General features: G+C 66.2%; 17 protein-coding genes and 1 other RNA gene. 12 read left to right on the top strand and 6 right to left on the bottom strand.

The genetic code is table 11. The annotated features are described in order from the left end of the window. Positions 1–5 precede the first annotated feature (5 nt). The 3 genes from G572_RS0113885 to G572_RS0113875 all read right to left on the bottom strand — a co-directional run bounded on the left by G572_RS0113885 (position 6) and on the right by G572_RS0113875 (position 3,023). On the bottom strand, positions 6–539 hold the full coding sequence (locus tag G572_RS0113885) for a TRAP transporter small permease (protein ID WP_029058993.1): 534 nt from the start codon (positions 537–539) through the stop codon (positions 6–8). Between the two features lie 108 nt (positions 540–647). Beyond that, positions 648–1,646: a TRAP transporter substrate-binding protein gene (locus G572_RS0113880; RefSeq protein ID WP_029058992.1), complete on the bottom strand. Its 999-nt coding sequence runs from the start codon at positions 1,644–1,646 to the stop codon at positions 648–650. A 123-nt stretch (positions 1,647–1,769) separates the two neighbouring features. Further along, entirely contained in the window at positions 1,770–3,023 is a 1,254-nt protein-coding gene (locus G572_RS0113875; protein WP_029058991.1) for an NAD(P)/FAD-dependent oxidoreductase, read from the bottom strand. 242 nt (positions 3,024–3,265) lie between these two features. Between G572_RS0113875 and G572_RS0113870 the strand changes: the two genes are divergently transcribed. Both G572_RS0113870 and G572_RS0113865 read left to right on the top strand, forming a co-directional pair. After that, positions 3,266–3,985, top strand: a complete 720-nt coding sequence (locus tag G572_RS0113870; protein WP_029058990.1) for an aspartate/glutamate racemase family protein — start codon at positions 3,266–3,268, stop codon at positions 3,983–3,985. A 69-nt stretch (positions 3,986–4,054) separates the two neighbouring features. Beyond that, the gene (locus G572_RS0113865; RefSeq protein ID WP_029058989.1) at positions 4,055–4,597 is read left to right on the top strand and encodes a winged helix DNA-binding protein; all 543 of its coding nucleotides are present in this window, start codon (positions 4,055–4,057) and stop codon (positions 4,595–4,597) included. A 50-nt stretch (positions 4,598–4,647) separates the two neighbouring features. On the opposite strand, the gene G572_RS25520 is transcribed toward G572_RS0113865, so the two are convergent. Further along, a complete protein-coding gene (locus G572_RS25520) occupies positions 4,648–6,783 on the bottom strand; it encodes a putative bifunctional diguanylate cyclase/phosphodiesterase (protein ID WP_208979117.1) in 2,136 nt (711 codons plus the stop codon). A gap of 161 nt (positions 6,784–6,944) precedes the next feature. Here G572_RS25520 and G572_RS0113855 point away from each other — a divergent pair, with 161 nt between their 5' ends. From G572_RS0113855 to G572_RS23910, 4 genes are all read left to right on the top strand, one after another. Further along, positions 6,945–8,360 carry a class II fumarate hydratase gene (locus G572_RS0113855; RefSeq protein ID WP_037547113.1) on the top strand — a complete coding sequence of 472 codons (1,416 nt, stop codon included), beginning with the start codon at positions 6,945–6,947 and terminating at the stop codon, positions 8,358–8,360. Between the two features lie 205 nt (positions 8,361–8,565). Beyond that, positions 8,566–9,264 (top strand): J domain-containing protein, encoded by a 699-nt coding sequence (locus tag G572_RS0113850; protein WP_029058987.1) that lies wholly within the window; start codon positions 8,566–8,568, stop codon positions 9,262–9,264. 76 nt (positions 9,265–9,340) lie between these two features. Beyond that, positions 9,341–10,102, top strand: a complete 762-nt coding sequence (locus G572_RS0113845; protein ID WP_029058986.1) for an N-acetylmuramoyl-L-alanine amidase — start codon at positions 9,341–9,343, stop codon at positions 10,100–10,102. Positions 10,103–10,316: 214 nt separating this feature from the next. Further along, a complete protein-coding gene (locus G572_RS23910; protein WP_084650266.1) occupies positions 10,317–10,814 on the top strand; it encodes a lytic transglycosylase domain-containing protein in 498 nt (165 codons plus the stop codon). 5 nt (positions 10,815–10,819) lie between these two features. On the opposite strand, the gene G572_RS0113835 is transcribed toward G572_RS23910, so the two are convergent. Together G572_RS0113835 and G572_RS23905 are read right to left on the bottom strand one after the other, a co-directional pair. Further along, positions 10,820–11,458 carry an FMN-binding negative transcriptional regulator gene (locus G572_RS0113835; RefSeq protein WP_029058985.1) on the bottom strand — a complete coding sequence of 213 codons (639 nt, stop codon included), beginning with the start codon at positions 11,456–11,458 and terminating at the stop codon, positions 10,820–10,822. Continuing rightward, positions 11,458–12,168, bottom strand: coding sequence for a pyridoxamine 5'-phosphate oxidase family protein (locus G572_RS23905; protein ID WP_084650138.1), 711 nt, complete (start codon positions 12,166–12,168; stop codon positions 11,458–11,460). The genes G572_RS0113835 and G572_RS23905 overlap by 1 nt, the downstream gene beginning before the upstream one ends. A gap of 109 nt (positions 12,169–12,277) precedes the next feature. Between G572_RS23905 and pdxR the strand changes: the two genes are divergently transcribed. The 6 genes from pdxR to G572_RS0113805 all read left to right on the top strand — a co-directional run bounded on the left by pdxR (position 12,278) and on the right by G572_RS0113805 (position 18,294). Continuing rightward, positions 12,278–13,732 (top strand): MocR-like pyridoxine biosynthesis transcription factor PdxR, encoded by a 1,455-nt coding sequence (gene pdxR, locus G572_RS23900; protein WP_029058984.1) that lies wholly within the window; start codon positions 12,278–12,280, stop codon positions 13,730–13,732. Between the two features lie 62 nt (positions 13,733–13,794). Next, an RNA gene (gene rnpB / locus G572_RS25615) (RNase P RNA component class A) lies at positions 13,795–14,190 on the top strand. 518 nt (positions 14,191–14,708) lie between these two features. Further along, positions 14,709–15,170, top strand: a complete 462-nt coding sequence (locus G572_RS0113820) for a division/cell wall cluster transcriptional repressor MraZ (RefSeq protein WP_029058983.1) — start codon at positions 14,709–14,711, stop codon at positions 15,168–15,170. Beyond that, a complete protein-coding gene (rsmH, locus tag G572_RS0113815; protein WP_029058982.1) occupies positions 15,167–16,207 on the top strand; it encodes a 16S rRNA (cytosine(1402)-N(4))-methyltransferase RsmH in 1,041 nt (346 codons plus the stop codon). The genes G572_RS0113820 and rsmH overlap by 4 nt, the downstream gene beginning before the upstream one ends. A 4-nt stretch (positions 16,208–16,211) precedes the next feature. After that, positions 16,212–16,568, top strand: a complete 357-nt coding sequence (gene ftsL, locus G572_RS0113810; RefSeq protein ID WP_029058981.1) for a cell division protein FtsL — start codon at positions 16,212–16,214, stop codon at positions 16,566–16,568. Positions 16,569–16,578: 10 nt separating this feature from the next. After that, entirely contained in the window at positions 16,579–18,294 is a 1,716-nt protein-coding gene (locus G572_RS0113805; protein WP_029058980.1) for a peptidoglycan D,D-transpeptidase FtsI family protein, read from the top strand. Positions 18,295–18,352 lie beyond the last annotated feature (58 nt).

Below are 18,352 nucleotides of genomic sequence, written 5' to 3'. Positions count from 1 at the left end.
GGCCATCACTCTCCGTGGCTCTGTTCGGCGGTGTCGGACTCAATGCCCGCATCGCCAAGGAAAAGAACGCGGATGAAATGGTCGGTCATCGCAATGGCAAGCAGCACGGACCCGGCCGCCATGGCCGTTTGCGGGATCCATAGCGGGGTCGCATCCTGTCCCTGGCTGATGTCGTTGAATTTCCACGACCAGTAGGTCGCCTTGATCGCGTAGCGGGCGAGGAACCAGGCAAGCGCCGTGCCGATGGCGAAACACCAGATTTCCAGCCAGCGGCGCCCGGACCCGAGCGCGTTGAGCAAGATGCTGACGCGGATGTGGGCGCCGCGGTTGAGCGCATGGGCAAAGGCGAAGAAGGAGGCCGCCGCCATGGCGTAGCCGGCGTAGCTTGTGGCGCCGGGAAAGGTCAGTCCGGTCCAGCGCGCCACCATCTGGCCCACGATGATTGCGAGAATCGCGACGAGGCTGAGGGCGGCAAGCGCGCCGCCGAGGAGATACAGGCCGTCCAGGAACCGGCGCAATCCGCGTCCGAGAGCTGTCATGGGTCCGTCCGATGGTTTGGTGGCAAGCCGGCGTTCGGGCCGGTGCCGGACGCAAGGGACGGCGGCCGCGAAGACGCGCTTCGCGGCCGCCGGAGCATTTCGCCCTTGTTACTTCGCCTTGTAGGCGTCGACGATGGCCTTGCCCTTGTCGCCGGCCGACTCAAGCCATTCAGCCGTCATCGTCTCGCCGATCTTGGCCAGATCCGCCTTGAGCCGGTCGCTCGGGTCGGCGACCGTCATGCCGTTGGACGCCAGCCCCTCCAGCGTGAGGGTGGTGTAGGCCTTGGCCTTCTCCAGACCTTCCGCCTCGGCGGTGTCGGCACAGCCGCGCACGACGTCCTTGTTGGCGTCGGACAGACCGTCCCAGGCGTCCTTGTTCACCATCACGGCGTTGCGCGGCAGCCAGGCGTCGACCGCATAGAAATGCGAGACGTTTTCCCAAAGCTTGCGGTCATAGCCGGTGGCGCCGGAGGAGATCATCGATTCCGCGACGCCGGTGGCGAAGGCCTGCGAGACTTCCGCCGCCTCGATCTGCACCGGCAGCATGCCGGTCAGTTCGGCGAGTTTTGCGGTCGCGGCGTTGTAGGCGCGGAACTTCAGGCCTTCCATGTCGGCCACCGAATCGACCGGCTTGTTGAAATACATGCCCTGGGGCGGCCACGGCACGGTGTAGAGCATCACCAGGTTCTGCTCTTCCAGCGCGGAGCCGACAGCCTCTTCGGCCGCCGACCAAAGATTGACGCTGTCGTCGAAGGAGGTGGCGAGGAAGGGAATGCTGTCGATTCCGAACAGAGGGTCCTCATTGGCATGGGCGGACAGCAGGCGCTCGCCGATCTGCACCTGGCCGGTCTGGATCGCGCGCTTGATTTCCGCGCCGCCGAACAGCGATCCGCCCGGATGGGTGACGATCTCGATGGCGCCGCCGGTGCCGTCCGTGACGCAGGCCGCGAAAACCGCCGCGTTCTCGGAATGGAAGTTGGAGGCCGAATAGGCCAGCGGCATGTCCCATTTTTCCGCCGAGGCCGGCGCGGCGAAGGCCACCGCGACAAGGGCGGTCGAGGCCAGGGCTGCCGAAGCAAGGCGGGGGGCTTTGACGAGTGTCTTCATTTTCTGTTTCTCCTCCAGTTTTGCGCGCCTCGCCTTTGAGCGGGGGCGCGAAATCTGTCTCCAGGTTACCGGCTTTGCGCCGGATCTCTTGTTGTTGCGGCCGGGGGCGCGCGTGCATTCACTCTAGACGGCGAACCGTTCGGGCGAATAGGGGGCGATGTCGATGTTGGGCGGACGACCTGCAACGAGATCGGCAACGAGCCGGCCGCTGCGCGGGCCGCCGGTCAGGCCGACATGGTGGTGTCCGAAGGCCATCAGCACATCCTTGTGACGCGGCGAGGGGCCGATGACGGGAATGGAATCGGCCGGCGCCGGACGGTGGCCCATCCAGCGGGTGAGCGACTTCCATTTCAGCGCCGGCATCGCCCGCCGGGCCTGGCTCTCCAGCACCTTGAAGGGGGCATCGCTCGGCCCGGCGTCCAGCCCGCCGAACTCGACGATGCCGGCCAGGCGGATGCGGCCGTCCATCGGGGTGGCGACGAATTTTCCGGCCGTCATCATCAGCGGTGCGCAAGGGTAGGCGCTGGGCGCCTCCAACTCCAGGTGGTAGCCGCGTTCGCTTTCCATCGGCACGTCGATGCCGAGCTGGCGGCCGAGATCCTTCGACCAGACACCGGCGGCGAGCACCGCGCGGTCGCAATCGATGGCGCCGGCATCGCTCTCAAGGGCCGCGAGCCGACCGTCCTCGAAGCGAAACCCGCGAATGTCGGCGCGCTGGATGCGCCCGCCGAGGCTTTCGAAATGGGTGGCGAGATCCGCCACATAGCGGCCCGGGTCGCCGATCACGCCATGGTGCGGCAGGCGGACGGCAAAGCGGTTGTCCGGCCCGATCAGCGGCTCGTAATCCTGGAGTGCGCCGTTTTCCAGTGTGTCCCAGCGAAAGCCGGCCGCGCGGCGCAGCGTCCAGGCGAAACCGTCGGCCTCGAAAGCGGCCCGGTCGCGGTAGACATAGAGATAGTCGCTTTCACGCAACCAGCGTTCCGCGCCGGTTCCCCTCGCGAGCGCCTGGTGCTGTTCGAGGCTGTCGCCGATCACGGGCAGAAGCGCGGTGGCGATGCGGGCTGTTTCCGCTTCCGTGCAATGGGACAGGTATTTCCCCAGCCAGGGCAGGAGTTTGGGAAGATAGGACCAGCGCAGGAAAAGCGGGCTCTGGCGGTCGAGAAGCATGCGCGGCGCCTTGGCCGGCAGCCCCGGCACCGTCACCGGCACAACCGCGCAGGAGGCCAGCACGCCGCCATTGCCGTGAGAGGTCGCTTCTCCGGGCGCGATCCGGTCGACAAGGGTCACGTCGTGCCCGTCGCGCGCGAGCCAGATCGCGGTTGCGACGCCGACAATGCCGGCTCCGATGACGGCCACGTTCAAACGCTTGTCGTTCACGCAGTCCCCCCTTGCGCACGTTCCAGGGAGTGTCCTTTCTGACAGGGCCTCTGTCAATAATTTGTCGATAACTTCTCGGTATATTTGAGAGGTTGCATAATGTTTCGCGCGCAACCTATTTCCGGAGTGCCAGGCTCCCCGGGCGCTTGACCTCGGCCGCGTTGCGCCGTCTTCTCGTGCCCTTGCCAAAACGGGGTGCGGTCGGCCCGTGACCTCGGGTGCTGCCAATGGACATGTGAACGATGGTTTCCAGCTTTGACACCCCGCGTCCCGCCGTCGGCATCCTGATGCTCGACACACGGTTTCCGCGCATTCCCGGCGATATCGGCAACGCGCGGAGTTTCGATTTTCCCGTCCGCTATGCCGTCGTGCCGCAGGCCTCGCCGACCCGGGTGGTCGAGGAGCGGGCGGAGGGGCTGCTTGAGGCCTTCGTGACCGCCGGCCGCGCGCTCGTGCGCGAAGGCGTTGGCGGCATCACCACCTCCTGCGGATTGCTGTCGCTGTTTCAGGACGAACTGAAGGCGGCGCTCGGCGTGCCGGTTGCCGCGTCCTCGCTGATGCAGGTGCCCTTCGTCGACCGACTGCTGCCGCCGGGCCGGCGGTGCGGCATTCTCACCATCTCCGCGCCGGCGCTGACGGGCGCGCATCTCGATGCCGCAGGGTGCGCGCGCGACACGCCGGTCGGCGGAACGGAAGGCGGGCGCGTCTTTACCCGCGCCATTCTCGACAATGCAGCTCAATTCGATGTGGCCGCTGCGCGCGCCGACAATGTGCTTGGCGCGCGCGCGCTGGTCGATCGGCATCCGGAGGTGGGCGCGATCGTGCTGGAGTGCACGAATATGGCGCCCTATGCGGCCGATATCGCGGAGGCCACCGGCCTGCCGGTCTATTCCATTGTCAGTTTCATCAATTGGTTTCAGGCCGGACTGGCTCCTTTGCGCTTTCCGGTGCCGGAGGGCTGATCCCCGGTTGCCCTTGCGGCGTTTCCTGCCGTAGCCTGACAGCCCGTTGCACGCGAGGCAGAAAGCTTGATGTCAGATCCGCTCCCAACCGCCGATGGCCCGCACGGTGGTGTCGGCCCGGTCGTCTCCGCCGCCCATCTCGCCTCGGGCGCGATGCCCGCGCTTTCGGAGGTGGAATTCGCGATGACCATGATGGTCAACGCCTATCACCGCTGGATGGTGCGCTGCATGGCGGCCGCCGGTGCGCCCGGCATGAGTCCGCTCGACACGCTGGTGCTGCATTCCGTCAATCACCGCGGGCGGCCGAAGTCGCTTGCCGACATCTGTCTCGTCCTCAACATCGAGGACACGCACACGGTCACTTATGCGCTGAAGAAGCTGCAAAAGGCGAAGCTCGTCGAGACGGGACGGCGGGGCAAGGAAAAGACCGTTGCGATCACCGCTGCGGGCGAGGCCACTTGCATGGAGTACCGCCGCCTGCGCGAGGCGCTTCTGGTCGAGCCGGTCAAGGATCTGGGAATGGACGAGGTCGAACTGTCGCGTCTCGCCGCGATGCTGCGCTCCGTGTCCGGCCACTACGACCAGGCCGCCCGTGCCGCCGCGGCGATGTAGGCTGCCGAAGACGCCGGCCACGGGGTTGGCTGCGTCAAAGTTTCTCGGGATCAGGCGACTTGCGTCCTGACGGTCTCGGTCTTCTGGCCGGCCGTGGCGGTGTCGTCGTCTTCCGCGCCCGCGTCGGGTTCGGCATCAAGATCCAGCACCGGGACCCGCGCCTGGGCGGTGGCCGGATCGTTTTCCGTAAGGTCCATCGGCCGGCCGAGCAGGAAGCCCTGGACCTTGTCGCAGCCGGTGGCGCGCAGCAGGGTCACCTGGTCCTCGTTCTCCACGCCCTCGGCGGTGATGGTGACACCGAGCGAACGCCCCAGCCCGACGATGGACGCCACGACGGCGTCGGTCGTGCGGTTCTTGCCCAGCGTCGCCACGAAGGAACGGTCGATCTTGATCGTGTCGAAGGGGAAGCGCGACAGGTAGCTCAGGCTGGAATAGCCCGTGCCGAAATCGTCCATGGCAACAGATACGCCCATCTCGCGCACATGGGTCAGCGTCTTCACCACCGCCTCGGTATCGGAAATCAAAAGGCTTTCCGTGATCTCGATTTCCAGCCGGCCCGGTTCGAGACCGCTTGTCGCAAGCGCCTGGGCCACGCGTTCCTCGGTCTTGCCCGGCCGGAACTGTGCCGGAGAGACGTTGACCGCAATCGTCAGCGATACATCCGTCCAGGCTGCGGCCTCCACGCAGGCCCGGTTGAGCACCCAGGAGCCGATTTCCTCGATCAGCCCGGCTTCCTCCGCGATGGGAATGAAGACGGTCGGCGAGATCGTCCCCTTTTCGGGATGTTCCCAGCGCAGCAGCGTCTCATAGCCGGACAGGCGAAGGTCGCCGAGCGCGAATTGCGGCTGGTACAGGAGGCGGAACTCGTCCTGCGCCAGCGCCTGTCGCAGATCCGCCTCCAGCTCCTTGCGCCGCTGCGCCTCGGCATCCATGTCCGGGGAGTACCATTTGAACGTCGAGCGGCCGGAGTGTTTGGCCCGGTAAAGTGCAAGGTCGGCGCAATGCAGCAGCCGCGATGCCCGCCAGGTCGCCTCGCGGGCCTGCGCCACGCCGATCGACAGGGAGATCTGGAGATCCTTGCCGCTGATCCTCGTCGGTGTGCGGGTCGCCTCGATCATGGTTGCCGCGAGGCGCGTCAGCGTTTTGCGGTCGGTGTCGGTCGCGATCAGGACCGCGAACTCGTCGCCGGAAAGCCGCGCCACGGTGTGATTGCCGAAAACCGAGCGCAGCCGGTCCGAAATGACCTGCAGGAACAGGTCGCCCACGGCATGGCCGTGGGTGTCGTTGATCTTCTTGAATTTGTCGACGTCGATCAGCATCACGGCGATGTTCGTCGCCTTGGCATGAGCCAGACGCAGCGCCTCGTTGAGCTTGGTCGCAAAGACCGTGCGGTTGGGCAGGCCGGTCAGCGCATCGTGATGGGCGAGGAACTGGATTGTCTGGCTGTCCTTGAGCCGGTCGCGAAAACGCACCCAAACGAAGAAGCCGGCAAGCAGCATCGCGGTGGCGCAAAGCCCAATCAGGATCGCAAGGCCGAACCGGAGAAACTCCGTCAGAAAGACACCGGTCGTCGCCTGGTCCTGGATGAGCACGATGGCACCGGCGATCTGCGAGCCGTTGAGGATCGGCAGGGCGATCAGGCTCGGTTCGCTCGGCGGGCCGATCAGGTTGTGCGCGACCTCGATGGCGGGTTGCCGGGTTGCGAGCATCTCCTTCAGCAAGGGCAGAAGGCCGGAAGTGGACCCGGTCTTGCGCGTGCGCCCGTCGGCGGGAAGCGTCCCTTCCCGGCGGCCGGCAAGCGCTTCGCTCGCGTCCCCGGCGGCGAACCAGACAACGGACCGGGCGTGCATGTCGTCATGGACAAGGAGGTGGCGCAGGAACCCGTCGACCAGATGCTCGAGTTTGGCCGGCGCCACATACGGCATCTCACTGTCGGGGGCGTCCGAGTTCCAGGTGTCGATGGAGGAGCGAAGGCCGGATCTGACCGCGGACGAATTTGCCGTGCTGCCTCCGGCGGTCTTGATGTAGTCTTGCAACTCGCGTTCGAAGCGCGTGGCTGCATCCATCGCGTCACGGGCGTAAAGGGAGTGGGAAAACCACAGGTTCGCGCCGTGGATTGCACCCGCGAAGGTCACCACGATCATAAATCCGGCGAAAACTCCCGCCAGTTTCCCGATATTGCGCACGTCTTTCACCCTGTTTCCCCCCGAACCGGGAGGTCATCCCCAAGCCTGGAAGATTATGACAGGGGGAAGTTTCCAGACCCTGAATCCAGATGGCGCCCGCCGGTCGGTTTGACGCCTGCTCCCGGGACGCCTTGAGGGCAACATACGACAAGGAGATTTCGATGATCACGGGACCGACACGCCGCGAGACAGACTCCATGGGCGCCGTCGAGGTGCCGGCCGAGCGATACTGGGGCGCGCAGACGGAACGCGCGCGCCACAATTTCGCGATCGGACGGGAGGGCTTTCCCATCGAGATCGTCCATGCGCTTGCACGGATCAAGGCCGCCGCCGCCCGCGCCAATCTCCAGCTCGGGACCCTGGACGCGGACCGGGCGCGGCTGATCGTCGCCGCTGCGGAGGAGATCGTCGCAGCCCGTCACGACGGCGAGTTTCCCCTGAGCGTGTGGATGACCGGGTCCGGCACCCAGGCCAACATGAACGTCAACGAGGTGATCGCCAACCGGGCGATCGAGATGACCGGCGGGACGCTCGGAGCCAAGGACCCGGTTCATCCCAACGATCACGTCAATCGTTCGCAATCCTCCAACGACGTCGTGCCGACCGCGCTCAATATCGCCGCAGCGGTCATGATCGAGACGCGGGTGATTCCGGCGGTGCGTCTCCTGCGCGATGCGCTGCGCGCCAAGGCGGAGGCCTGGTCGGGTCTGGTCAAGATCGGCCGCACGCATATGCAGGACGCGGTGCCGATGACGCTCGGCCAGGAGTTCGCAGGCTACGCCGGCATGCTCGACGACAATCTCGCGCGGCTCGCCTTCGCCCGCGACGGGCTGATGCCGCTCGCCATCGGCGGGACGGCGGTGGGGACCGGTCTCAATGCGCCGGACGGCTTCGACAGGATGGTGGCGGAGGATCTTGCCAACCAGACCGGACTGCCGTTTCGGACCGCGACCAACAAGTTCACGGTGATGGGGGCGCATGACGCGATGGTGATGGCGTCGGGCGTGTTGCGCACGCTGGCCGTGTCCTTGCACAAGATCGCCAATGACATTCGGCTTTTGTCCTGCGGCCCGCGCGCCGGTTTCGCCGAGCTTCTCCTGCCGGAAAACGAACCCGGCTCCTCGATCATGCCGGGCAAGGTCAATCCGACCCAATGCGAGGCGCTGGCGATGCTGACGCTGGAGGTTTGCGGGCTGGATGCGGCAACGGGGATGGCCGGCGCCGGCGGTCTGCTGGAGATGAACGTCTACAAGCCGCTGATCGGCTATAACGTCGTGACCGGCTGCCGGCTGCTCGCCGACGGCATGGAGCATTTCACCCGCCACGCCATCGAGGGAACGCAGGCCAACGAGGCCCGGCTGGCGCAAACCGTGTCGCAGTCCTTGATGCTGGTGACCGCGCTGACCCCGGAGATCGGCTACGACAAGGCGGCGGAGATCGCCCATCACGCGCATCACGAGGGCACCACCTTGCGCGAGGCGGCGCTGGCGCTCGGCCATGTCGATGCGGAGACCTTCGACCGGATCGTCGACGCGGGTGCGATGACCGGGGCAATGCCGGCACCGGGCCCCTCCTGAAGAACCGTGCCGCCGGGTCTCAACCGGCGCGTGAAGCTGTGCTATCAGGCAGGGGAACGCCAATTCGCGAGTCGGGGCAATCATCATGAAGCGACGTGACAATCCGGTCGGGGGTGAGCCGGAAGGCGGGGCGCGCACCGCAGCGGCGCGTGCCGGCTGCCGGCTTCGCTGCGTCTCGCATCAGAGCGGATAGGGGCCGGCCACCGTGAGCATCTGGTCCCGCATCAGCATGATTGCCGCGCAGATCGGCGCCGGCGGCATTCACGTGGTCGACCGCATCGTCCAGTTCATCGTCACGGCGGGCGACGGACGCGAGGACCGCTCGGTCGCCTTTACCGTGGCGATGATCGCGCTCTCGGCCAAGATGGCAAAGGCGGATGGCGTCGTCACCGGCGAAGAGGAAATCGCCTTTCTCGACGTCTTCGACATCCCGGAGGGCGAAGAACGCAATGTCGCGCGGCTGTTCAATCTGGCCAAGCAGGATGTCGCCGGGTTCGAAACCTATGCGGAGCGGCTGGCCGCGCTCTTTCCCGAAGAATCCGACATCCGCATCGACATTCTCGACGTGCTGTTTCACATCGCCAAGGCCGATGGCGTGGTGCATGAGCACGAGGTGGCCTATCTGCGCCGGGTCGCGGAGATCTTCGGGCTGGACGCGCGCGCTTTCGACCAGATCGTGGCGCGGCACACCCGCGACGGCGCCGACCCCTATGTCATGCTCGGCATCGGCCCGGAGGCCTCGGATGCCGAGATCAAGCGCCATTACCGCAAGCTCGTCACCGAGACCCATCCCGACCGGCTGGTGGCACGTGGCGTGCCGGAGGAGTTCGTGCGCATCGCCAGCGACCGTCTGGCGGCGCTGAACGGCGCCTATGCCAAGATCGAAGCCGAACGCGGGATGTGATTTCCAACGAAGCGCTGGACAGCGCGCGGGCGCGGCGGTATCGCCGCGCCATCGCTTTACCCCGAACGGATCCCGCATGAGCCAGAAGACGGACACCTCCCTGCCGGCGCGCCTGCGCCCCTCGCCGAACCACGCCGCGCGCCCGGACGGATGCCGGATCGACACGCTGATCCTGCACTACACCGGCATGACCGGCGCGGAGGCGGCGATCCGGCGGCTGTGCGACCCGCGCGCCGAGGTCTCGGCGCATTACGTCGTCGAAGAAGACGGCGCGCTGCACCAACTCGTGCCGGAGGCACGCCGCGCCTGGCATGCGGGCGTCTCCTTCTGGCAGGGCGCCCGCAATCTCAACGACCGCTCCATCGGCGTCGAGATCGTCAATCCGGGCCATGAAAACGGCTATCGGCCGTTCCCGGGCGACCAGGTCGAGGTGGTCGCCGCGCTTTGCCTCGATATCTGCCGGCGGCACGACATCCCTGCCGAGCGGGTGCTGGCGCATTCCGACGTCGCACCGGCGCGCAAGGAAGATCCGGGCGAGCTGTTTCCCTGGGATGCGCTCGCGCGTGCCGGCGTGGGCCAGTGGCTGGAGCCCGAGCCGATCTCCGGGGGGCGTTTTTTCCAGCAGGGCGACAGCGGTCAGCCGGTCGAGGCGTTGCAGTCGATGCTGGCGCTCTTTGGCTATGAGGTCGCAATCGACGGCGTCTACGATACGGCAACGCGTCTGGCGGTCACCGCGTTCCAGCGTCATTTCCGCCCTGAGCGGGTCGACGGCATCGCGGACATGTCGACGATCACGAGCCTTCACCGATTGTTGCAAAACAGGCCCGCGTCAGCCTAGTCGAGAGAGGGATCAAAGAGGGGACAACCCCTCGCCGCGTTCTCGTGCAATTCGTGCCAAGATCTCGCCATAGAGTCCAAAATCACCAGTTTCCTGCGCAATTTCGCCAATTTCTACGTAACATTTCGTGATTTTTAGCGCCGGATTTTGGACTTACCCCAGCGTCATACCCCCGCCCTCACAACGACGACGAATGGTCTTGAAGGTCGAGTACATGACGATTGCAAACCGCACGAAACTCATCGCAGCGCTTTTTCTGGGGCTGGCCGCCGGCGCCTGCCAATCTTCGGCGGTGTCCACGACGACGGTCAATCCGGCGATTCTGGAGGCCGGCGCGAAGGCGCAGAAGTACGATGCGATGATCCGTGCCGAGGCAAAAAAGCACGGAATTTCCGCCGATCTCGCTCACGCCATCGTGCGGGTCGAAAGCAATTACAATCCCAAGGCGCGCGGCCGCGCCGGTGAAATCGGGCTGATGCAGATCAAGCCCCAGACGGCACGCGGCGAAGGCTTTCGCGGCGGTGCGCGCGCGCTCTACGATCCCAAGACCAACATCAAATACGGCATGAGCTATCTGGCGGGCGCCCACAAGCGCGCCGGCGGCGACCTGTGCGGCACGATCCTGCGCTACAACGCCGGCCACTACGCTAAGCGCATGAACCCGGTCAGCCGCCGCTATTGCTCCAAGGTCAAGCGCCTGCTCGACAGCTAGGACACTCAGGTTCCGGGCGGGTCCGTCGGGATGAGCCGCGCCAGTGCGCGCGCCGCTTCCCGCGATGCTCCCGAAAGCCCGCGCACCGTGCCGGCCCTGTCGGCGGCGCTTTTGGCCTGGTTGAGTTTCCAGACCCCGTCGAGCGCCTCGACACGCATCTCGATGCCGACGATCCCGCGCAGCATCCGCTCGATATAGTCGGCCGGCGGGTCGGTCATCGCCCAGGGCTCGGCCTGATCGGCCTCGTTCTGGTCGGTGAGGGCATCGAGCATGGCGGTGAGCGCCGCCGGGTCGTCGATGGTGGAAAGCTGCCCGCGCGCCTCGACGGCGATATAGGCCCAGGTGGGAACCGCCTTGCCGGTTTCGCGCTTGGTCTCGTACCAGCCGGGCGAGACATAGGCATGCGGCCCCTGAAACAGCACCAGCGCCGGAATTCCGTTTCCGATCACGCGCCAATGCGGATTGGCGCGGGCGACGTGACCGCGCAGTCGAACCGCGCCATCGGCCTGTTCGTCGACCACCATCGGCACCTGGGTGCAGGCGAGGCCACCTTCGCCGGTGAACACGGCGGCAAGCCGGACCTCGCGCATTGCCTCGATCAGCATGGCGCGGTCCGTGACACGGCTCGCCCCGCTTGCATACATCAGTCGTTTTCTCCATCCGGTCTTGTCGGAGCGTTGCGGGCGTTTATGAAAGCGTCGAGGGAGGCGGGGCGCGGCACGGATGTCGCGAGGGCCGGATCGGGGTGCACCGCCATAGCCCGTCTGGCAACATCGATCACCCCGGCCCAGATCGGCAATGCGTAATCCTCCGCGTCATCGACCGGCGGACCGTCCCGCCGCTTCATCGTGATGTGGTCGACATCGAGCGCGATTACGCCGGTGGCGCGTTCTTCCTTGGCGCTCATCGGGCGAACTTCGTCCCAGCGCCCGGGCAAGAGGTGATCGGTCAACGCAACGAGTGCTTGATGCTTTTCCGCCGGGTCGGCCACCTGCCGGGCGGCGCCATGCGCCATGACACAGCGATAGTTCATGGAATGGTGGAAGGCCGACCGCGCCAGAACCAGTCCGTCGAGCAGGGTCGCCGTCAGGCAGACCGGAACGCCGCCGCCAAGCTGCTTGACGATCCGGGTCGCCCTGGCACCATGGAGGTAGATCGTCTCGCCGATCCGCGCATGGATCATCGGGATCACCATTGGACGTCCGGCGTCGATGAAGCCGACGTGCGAGAGAGCCGCCCGGTCCAGCACGGCCCAGGCTTCGGCGCTTTCCGACACCGCGCGTTTGCGTGCCCTGATCCTTGCATGGGACGGGGGCCGGGGTTCGGATGCGGTGGGTGTCGCGGTCTCGTTCATGATGCTGTCCCTGATTTCGTGTGCCTTGGGCCTTTTCCTCGACAGGCGGAATGTGCCATGCAAGTGGCTCCTGAAAAGTGCCGCTTTTCATTTTTTGAAAGTTCCAGTTATGGAGACCGCCGGTCTTTCCCTGTCGCGTGACAGCGCTGTTCCGCTGTCGGAGCAGATCTATCGGGGCTTGCGTTCGGCAATTGGCGACGGGCGTTTGCCGGCAGGCGGCAAGCTGCCCTCCAGCCGCAGGCTTGCGGGCGCGCTGGAGGTGTCGCGCAACACGGTGACGGCGGCCTATGAGCTGCTCGTCGCCGAAGGGGTCGTGACGGTGCGCCCGGGGGCGGCCCCGCGCATCGCCGAGACGCTTCCCCGGATGCCAACAGAGGCGCGGGACGGGCCGCCGCCGGAAAGATCCGCGCTGTCGCAGCGCGGGCAACGTGCGGCAGCCAATCCCTGGGCGGCGACCGGCAGGATCACCGGCGGCCGGCTCGAACCCGGCACACCGGCGCTCGATTGCTTTCCGCGCGATGCCTGGGGACGCTGCCTGCGCCGGGCCGCGCGCACGATCCCCTCCGCCGGCCTGTTTTACGATCAACCTTCCGGGCTCACTGTCCTGAAAGAGGTTCTGGCGCGCTACCTTGCGGCGGAGCGCGGGGTGCGGGCCCGTTCCGACACCATCCTGATCACGCCTTCGACGCAGGCCGGCCTGTCGTTGCTTGCCACCTGTCTCGCCGACCCCGGAGACACGGTGTGGCTGGAGGATCCCGGCTATCTCGGCGCCAGGGCGGCCTTTACCACCGCCGGATTGCGCATCGCGGCGATGCCGGTCGACGAACACGGCGCGGATGTGTCGGCGATGGCCGATCCGGCGATGCCGCCGCGCCTGATCTACGTGACGCCGTCGCATCAGTATCCGATGGGCGCGCGCATGCCCTTGCCGCGCCGGCTCGCGCTGCTGGAAACGGCCAGGCGCAGCGGAGCGGTCGTGCTTGAGGACGATTACGACAGCGAGTTCCTGTTCGAAGGCCGTCCTGTCGCCGCCTTGCAGGGGCTCGCCGAAGGGACGGAGGCGATCTATCTCGGCACCTTTGCCAAGAGCATGATCCCGGGCCTGCGGCTCGCCTATATGGTGGTGCCGCCGCATCTGGTCGCGCCGCTCGCCGCCGCGCAGCGTGCCGCCGGCCTTTATGCCGGGGCGATCCCGCAGGCGGCGCTCGCCGATTTCATCGACGGAGGGCTCTTCCGCGCCCATCTGAAGCGGATCAGGACGCTCTACCGCACGCGGGGTCGCTTTCTGGCCGGCGCCTTGCGGGCCGCGCTCGGCAACCGGGTTCAGGTGGCGGATCCGGTCGGTGGCGTCCAGCTGGCGGCCCGGTTTGCTGGGGGCGTCGACGACCGGCGCCTCGCGGACGCGGTGAACGCGCGCGGGTTCGGTGTGGCCGCCCTGTCCGCCTATGCGCTGGAAGCAGACGCGCGCGGCCTTGTGATCGGCTTTGCATCGGCGACGCAAGCCGATGCCGCCGCTTGCGTCGCGGCGGTGGCGGCGGCGCTCGACGCGCAGCGGTCCGGTTGAAATGATCCGTCGGACGAAAGGGTTGCTTGACCGCGGCGCGGGCGACGCTTAGGTGTCGCGGGTCAGTCGGCTGGACGGCCGCTCCCGCAAGCACGGAAACGTCGCGGGGGAGGAAAGTCCGGGCTCCACGGAAAAACGGTGCCGGGTAACGCCCGGCGGGGGCAACCCCAGGGAAAGTGCCACAGAAAGCAAACCGCCGGGGCTCAGGCCCCGGTAAGGGTGAAAGGGTGGGGTAAGAGCCCACCGCGCGACCGGTAACGGAAGCGGCACGGTAAACCCCACCGGGAGCAAAACCGAATAGGGGCGACGCGGAACCTCGCGGTTCCGGCCCGTTTCCAGGCCAGTCGCCCGGGTAGGTTGCGTGAGGCGTTCGGCAACGAACGTCCCAGATGAATGGTCGTCGCGTGCGGCGCTTGCGCCGCGCCATACAGAACCCGGCTTAGAGGCCGACTGACATTTTCCCCGCTTCCAGCATTTTTCGGCGCGCGTCCCGCCGTCTCGCCCATGCCGTCCCGCTCCAGACCATCCCATGCCGATCCATGCCCGATGGGGGCTTCAGCGCGTCGGCGGCGCGGAACCGGTAACGGTCCGTTTACCATCGGTGGCGAAGCTGTGGAGCGATGTGCGCCGCAGCATTGGGATTTTGCGTCCGGAATCGCGGATTTGTGCGCCGCACGTGCCATTTTGTTTTTCGCAACTCATTCTTAAGCTTAACCGTGGATAACTGTTTTACGGCGCACCATACGCCTTGGGGAGGGGAGTCAAACCATCGGATTCCATTGACGCCCATGAGGTCCCATGCTATCCCAAATCATCCCGTTTCGACGTGAGGCGGCGGGTCAAAGGCAAACAACGGATCAGGGAAGAGTTCCGACCGCAGCGGGGGTCGCTGCGGTGCGCGTTATCCGTTTGTCCGGTGAGTGGGGGTTTGGCTGGAGCCGGGCAGTAGCTGTCCGGCCGTGGGGCGAGAGATCGAATGGCCGGCTTCGTGTCGCATTACACAAATCGGCTCGACGCCAAGGGGCGCGTTTCCGTTCCTGCGCCTTTTCGTCAGGCGCTTGTGCGCGACGGTTTCGAAGGTCTCTACTGCTTTCCCTCTCCGCATCATCCGGCAATCGATGCCGGTGGAAATCAACTCGTTGCCCAGATCGAGAAGCGTCTGCTTGGCGTCGCCACACTGACGGAGGATCACGATGCCCTGTCGACGGCCTTCTACGGCGCCAGCGAAACCCTGAAGATCGATGGCGACGGTCGGGTGATGCTCAGCGAGGAGCAGCGCCACCATGCCTGTCTCGACACTCAGGTCACCTTCGTCGGGCAGGGGTACAAGTTTCAGATCTGGGAGCCGGAGCGGTTCCGGGCGCATCGCGCGGACGCGATGAAGCGCGCCATGGACGTGCTGGCCCAGCAATCGGCAAAAGCGGCGGGGGCTGCATGATGGCCGCAGCGACCCGACCCGACAGTTCCGAAGCGTCACCGAAACGGCCCCATGTGCCGGTGCTTCTGGCGGAAGTGCTCGACGCGCTCGCCGCAAGACCCGGCGACACAATTGTCGATGGCACCTTCGGCGCCGGCGGCTATTCCCGCGCGATCCTGGAAACCGGTGCGAGGGTTGTCGCCATCGACCGCGATCCCGACGCGATTGCCGGCGGCGCGCCGCTCGTCGCGCAGTCGGCTGGCCGTCTCGATCTGGTCGAGGGGCGGTTCTCCGACCTTGACGCGCATGTGCGCGCCCTTGGCCTGTCGGCCGTGGAAGGGGTGGTGCTCGATCTTGGCGTCTCCTCGATGCAGCTCGATCAGGCGGAGCGCGGGTTTTCGTTTCGCAACGACGGTCCGCTCGACATGCGCATGGAACGAAAAGGGCTGTCCGCTGCGGATGTCGCCAACTTGATGCCGCAGCGCGACCTGACCCGGGTGATCGGCATTCTGGGCGAGGAAAAGCGCGCGTCCGCGGTGTCGCGGGCCATCTGCGACCGTCGCGCGCAGGCGCCGTTTGCGCGTACGTCCGATCTGGCGGCGGTCGTCGAGAAAGTCGTCGGCCGCTCGTTCAAGGGCAAGCAGATCCACCCGGCGACGCGCACCTTCCAGGCGCTGCGCATGTATGTGAACCGCGAGCTGGAGCAGATCGTCGATGCGTTGGCGGCTGCCGAGCGGATCCTGGCTCCGGGCGGGCGTCTGGTCGTCGTGACCTTCCACAGCCTGGAGGACCGGATCGTCAAGCGCTTCCTGGCCGATCGCACAAGGACACGTGCCGGCGGATCGCGCCATCTGCCGGAAACCGACGTGCCGCCGCCGACCTTCGAGCTCGCCTTCAAGGGCGCGCGCGAGGCGGGCGAGACCGAGGTCCGCGACAATCCGCGCGCGCGCTCGGCACGTTTGCGGGCGGGCTTGCGCACCGACGCGCCGGCACGAACCGACATGCCGGACAATCTCGGCGTTCCGCGCCTTGCCTCCCTCGAGCAGGCGGAAGGGTAGAGCGATGACACGCTACTTGAACGTTTTTCTGGTGATCGGCGTGCTGGCCGCGGCGGCCACCGTCTACGACATGAAGCACGATGCGGAGCGGGCGGCGGAGCGCGTCGCCAATCTGCAGCAGCGCATCGACGAGGAGCGCGAGCAGCTCAAGCTTCTGCGTGCCGAATGGAGCCTGCTGAACGATCCGGGCCGCCTGCAGCGACTGGTCGAACGCTACAACGACCACCTTAACCTTCAACCGCTGGAGGTCGAGCAGATCACCCGCATCGAGGATGTGCCGATCAAGCCGATGCAGCTCGAGCCGATCGGCGGTCCGTCGTCGCTCGGCGGCTATGCCGGCGCGCAGCCGGTGGTGAGATAGGGGAGCCGAGATGACGAAGAACGATCAGCCCGTCTCCTTTCTCCAGCGCCGTACGGTCGGCGAGCGGCATGTGCCGCGCGGCCCCTCCACGCGGGCCGTGCGTTCGCGCGTCTATATGGCCATGGGCGTTTTCGCGCTGGTCTATCTCGCCATCGGCGGCCGGCTGATCATGCTCGGGATGAGCGAGGAGGCGGAGACCGCCTCCTACATCTCGGCCCAGGACAGTGTTGCCGCCTCGCGTCCGGATCTCCTCGACCGCAACGGCCAGATCCTAGCGACCGACATCAAGACCGCCTCGCTCTATGCGGAGCCGCGCAAGATCATCGATGTCGACGAGGCACTGGAAGGCATCGCCAGCGTTCTGCCTGACCTTGGAACCGACGCCGTGCGCCGGCGGCTCGCCAGCAATGCCGGCTTCATCTGGTTGAAGCGCGAACTGACACCGCGCCAGCGCACAAGGCTCCACGATCTCGGCATTCCGGGCATCGGTTTCCTGGAGGAAAACAGCCGCTTTTATCCGGGCGGCCCGACCGCAAGCCACATCGTCGGCTCGGTCAATGTCGACAACAAGGGCATCTCCGGGATGGAGCTTGCCGTCGACAAGGCCTGGCTCGGCGATCTCCAGGAACTCGGGTTCGCGAGCGACCGCCGTCCGATGGAGGGCGTCAGCCTCTCCGTGGATCTTCGGGTCCAGCACGTGGTGCGCGACGAACTGGCGAAAGCGCTGGAGCGTTACCGGGCAATCGCCGGCATCGGCATCGTGCTCGACGTGCACACAGGCGAAGTCGTTGGCATGTCGTCGCTCCCCGACTTCGATCCCAACGACCGGGCGCAGGCACTGGAGAAGAACCGCCTCAACCGTGCCACCGGCGGTGTGTTCGAGATGGGGTCCGTGTTCAAGGGCTTTACCGTCGCCATGGCGCTCGACAGCGGCAAGGTGACGATGGACGACAGTTTCGACGCCACGCGTCCCTTGCGCGTCGGCCGCCGCACGATCAACGACTTTTACGGAAAGCGCCGCATTCTCTCGGTCGCGGAGACCTTCATCTATTCGTCCAACATCGGAACGGCGAAGATGATGCTGGCCGCGGGTGTCGATACGCAGCAGGCTTTCATGGAGCGCATCGGGCTGACCACGCGCATGGAGACGGAGCTTCCGGAGGTCGCGACGCCGCTGCTGCCGCCGAAGTGGAACGAACTTGCCGCGATGACAATCTCCTTCGGTCACGGCATTTCCGTCACCCCGATGCAGACGGCGGTGGCAACCGCCGCACTTGTCAACGGCGGACGGCTCATTCCCCCGACGTTCACGCCGCGCAGCGAGGCGGAGGCGAGAAAGCTCGCCCAACAGGTGATCGATCCCAAGACGAGCGAGATCATGCGCTACCTGTTCCGTCTCAACGTGCTGAAAGGATCCGGCCGTCGCGCCGAGGTTCCCGGTTATGTGGTCGGCGGCAAGACCGGTACGGCGGAGAAGATCGAGAACGGCCGCTATGTGAACGGCAAGCGTCGCAACTCCTTCCTGTCCGCCTTTCCGATGGACGATCCGCGCTACGTCGTGCTGGTCGTGCTCGACGAACCCAAATCCGAGCGCGAGGGCGTCGGCGCCACCGCCGGCCTGAACACCGCGCCCACGACATCCGCGATTATTCGGCGCATTGCCCCCACATTGGGTGTTTTGCCCAAATTCGGAGATAAAACGGAGACCGTTTCAATCGCCTACTGACCGGAGCCGTCGCGAACCGGGGTCGCACCAAAGGTTCGCGTCTTCTCCCGATGACGAC

This window comes from Stappia stellulata DSM 5886 (assembly GCF_000423705.1).
Lineage (GTDB): Bacteria > Pseudomonadota > Alphaproteobacteria > Rhizobiales > Stappiaceae > Stappia > Stappia stellulata.
Note: the sequence above shows the minus strand (reverse complement) of the source record. Positions and strands in the feature narration are given on the sequence as shown.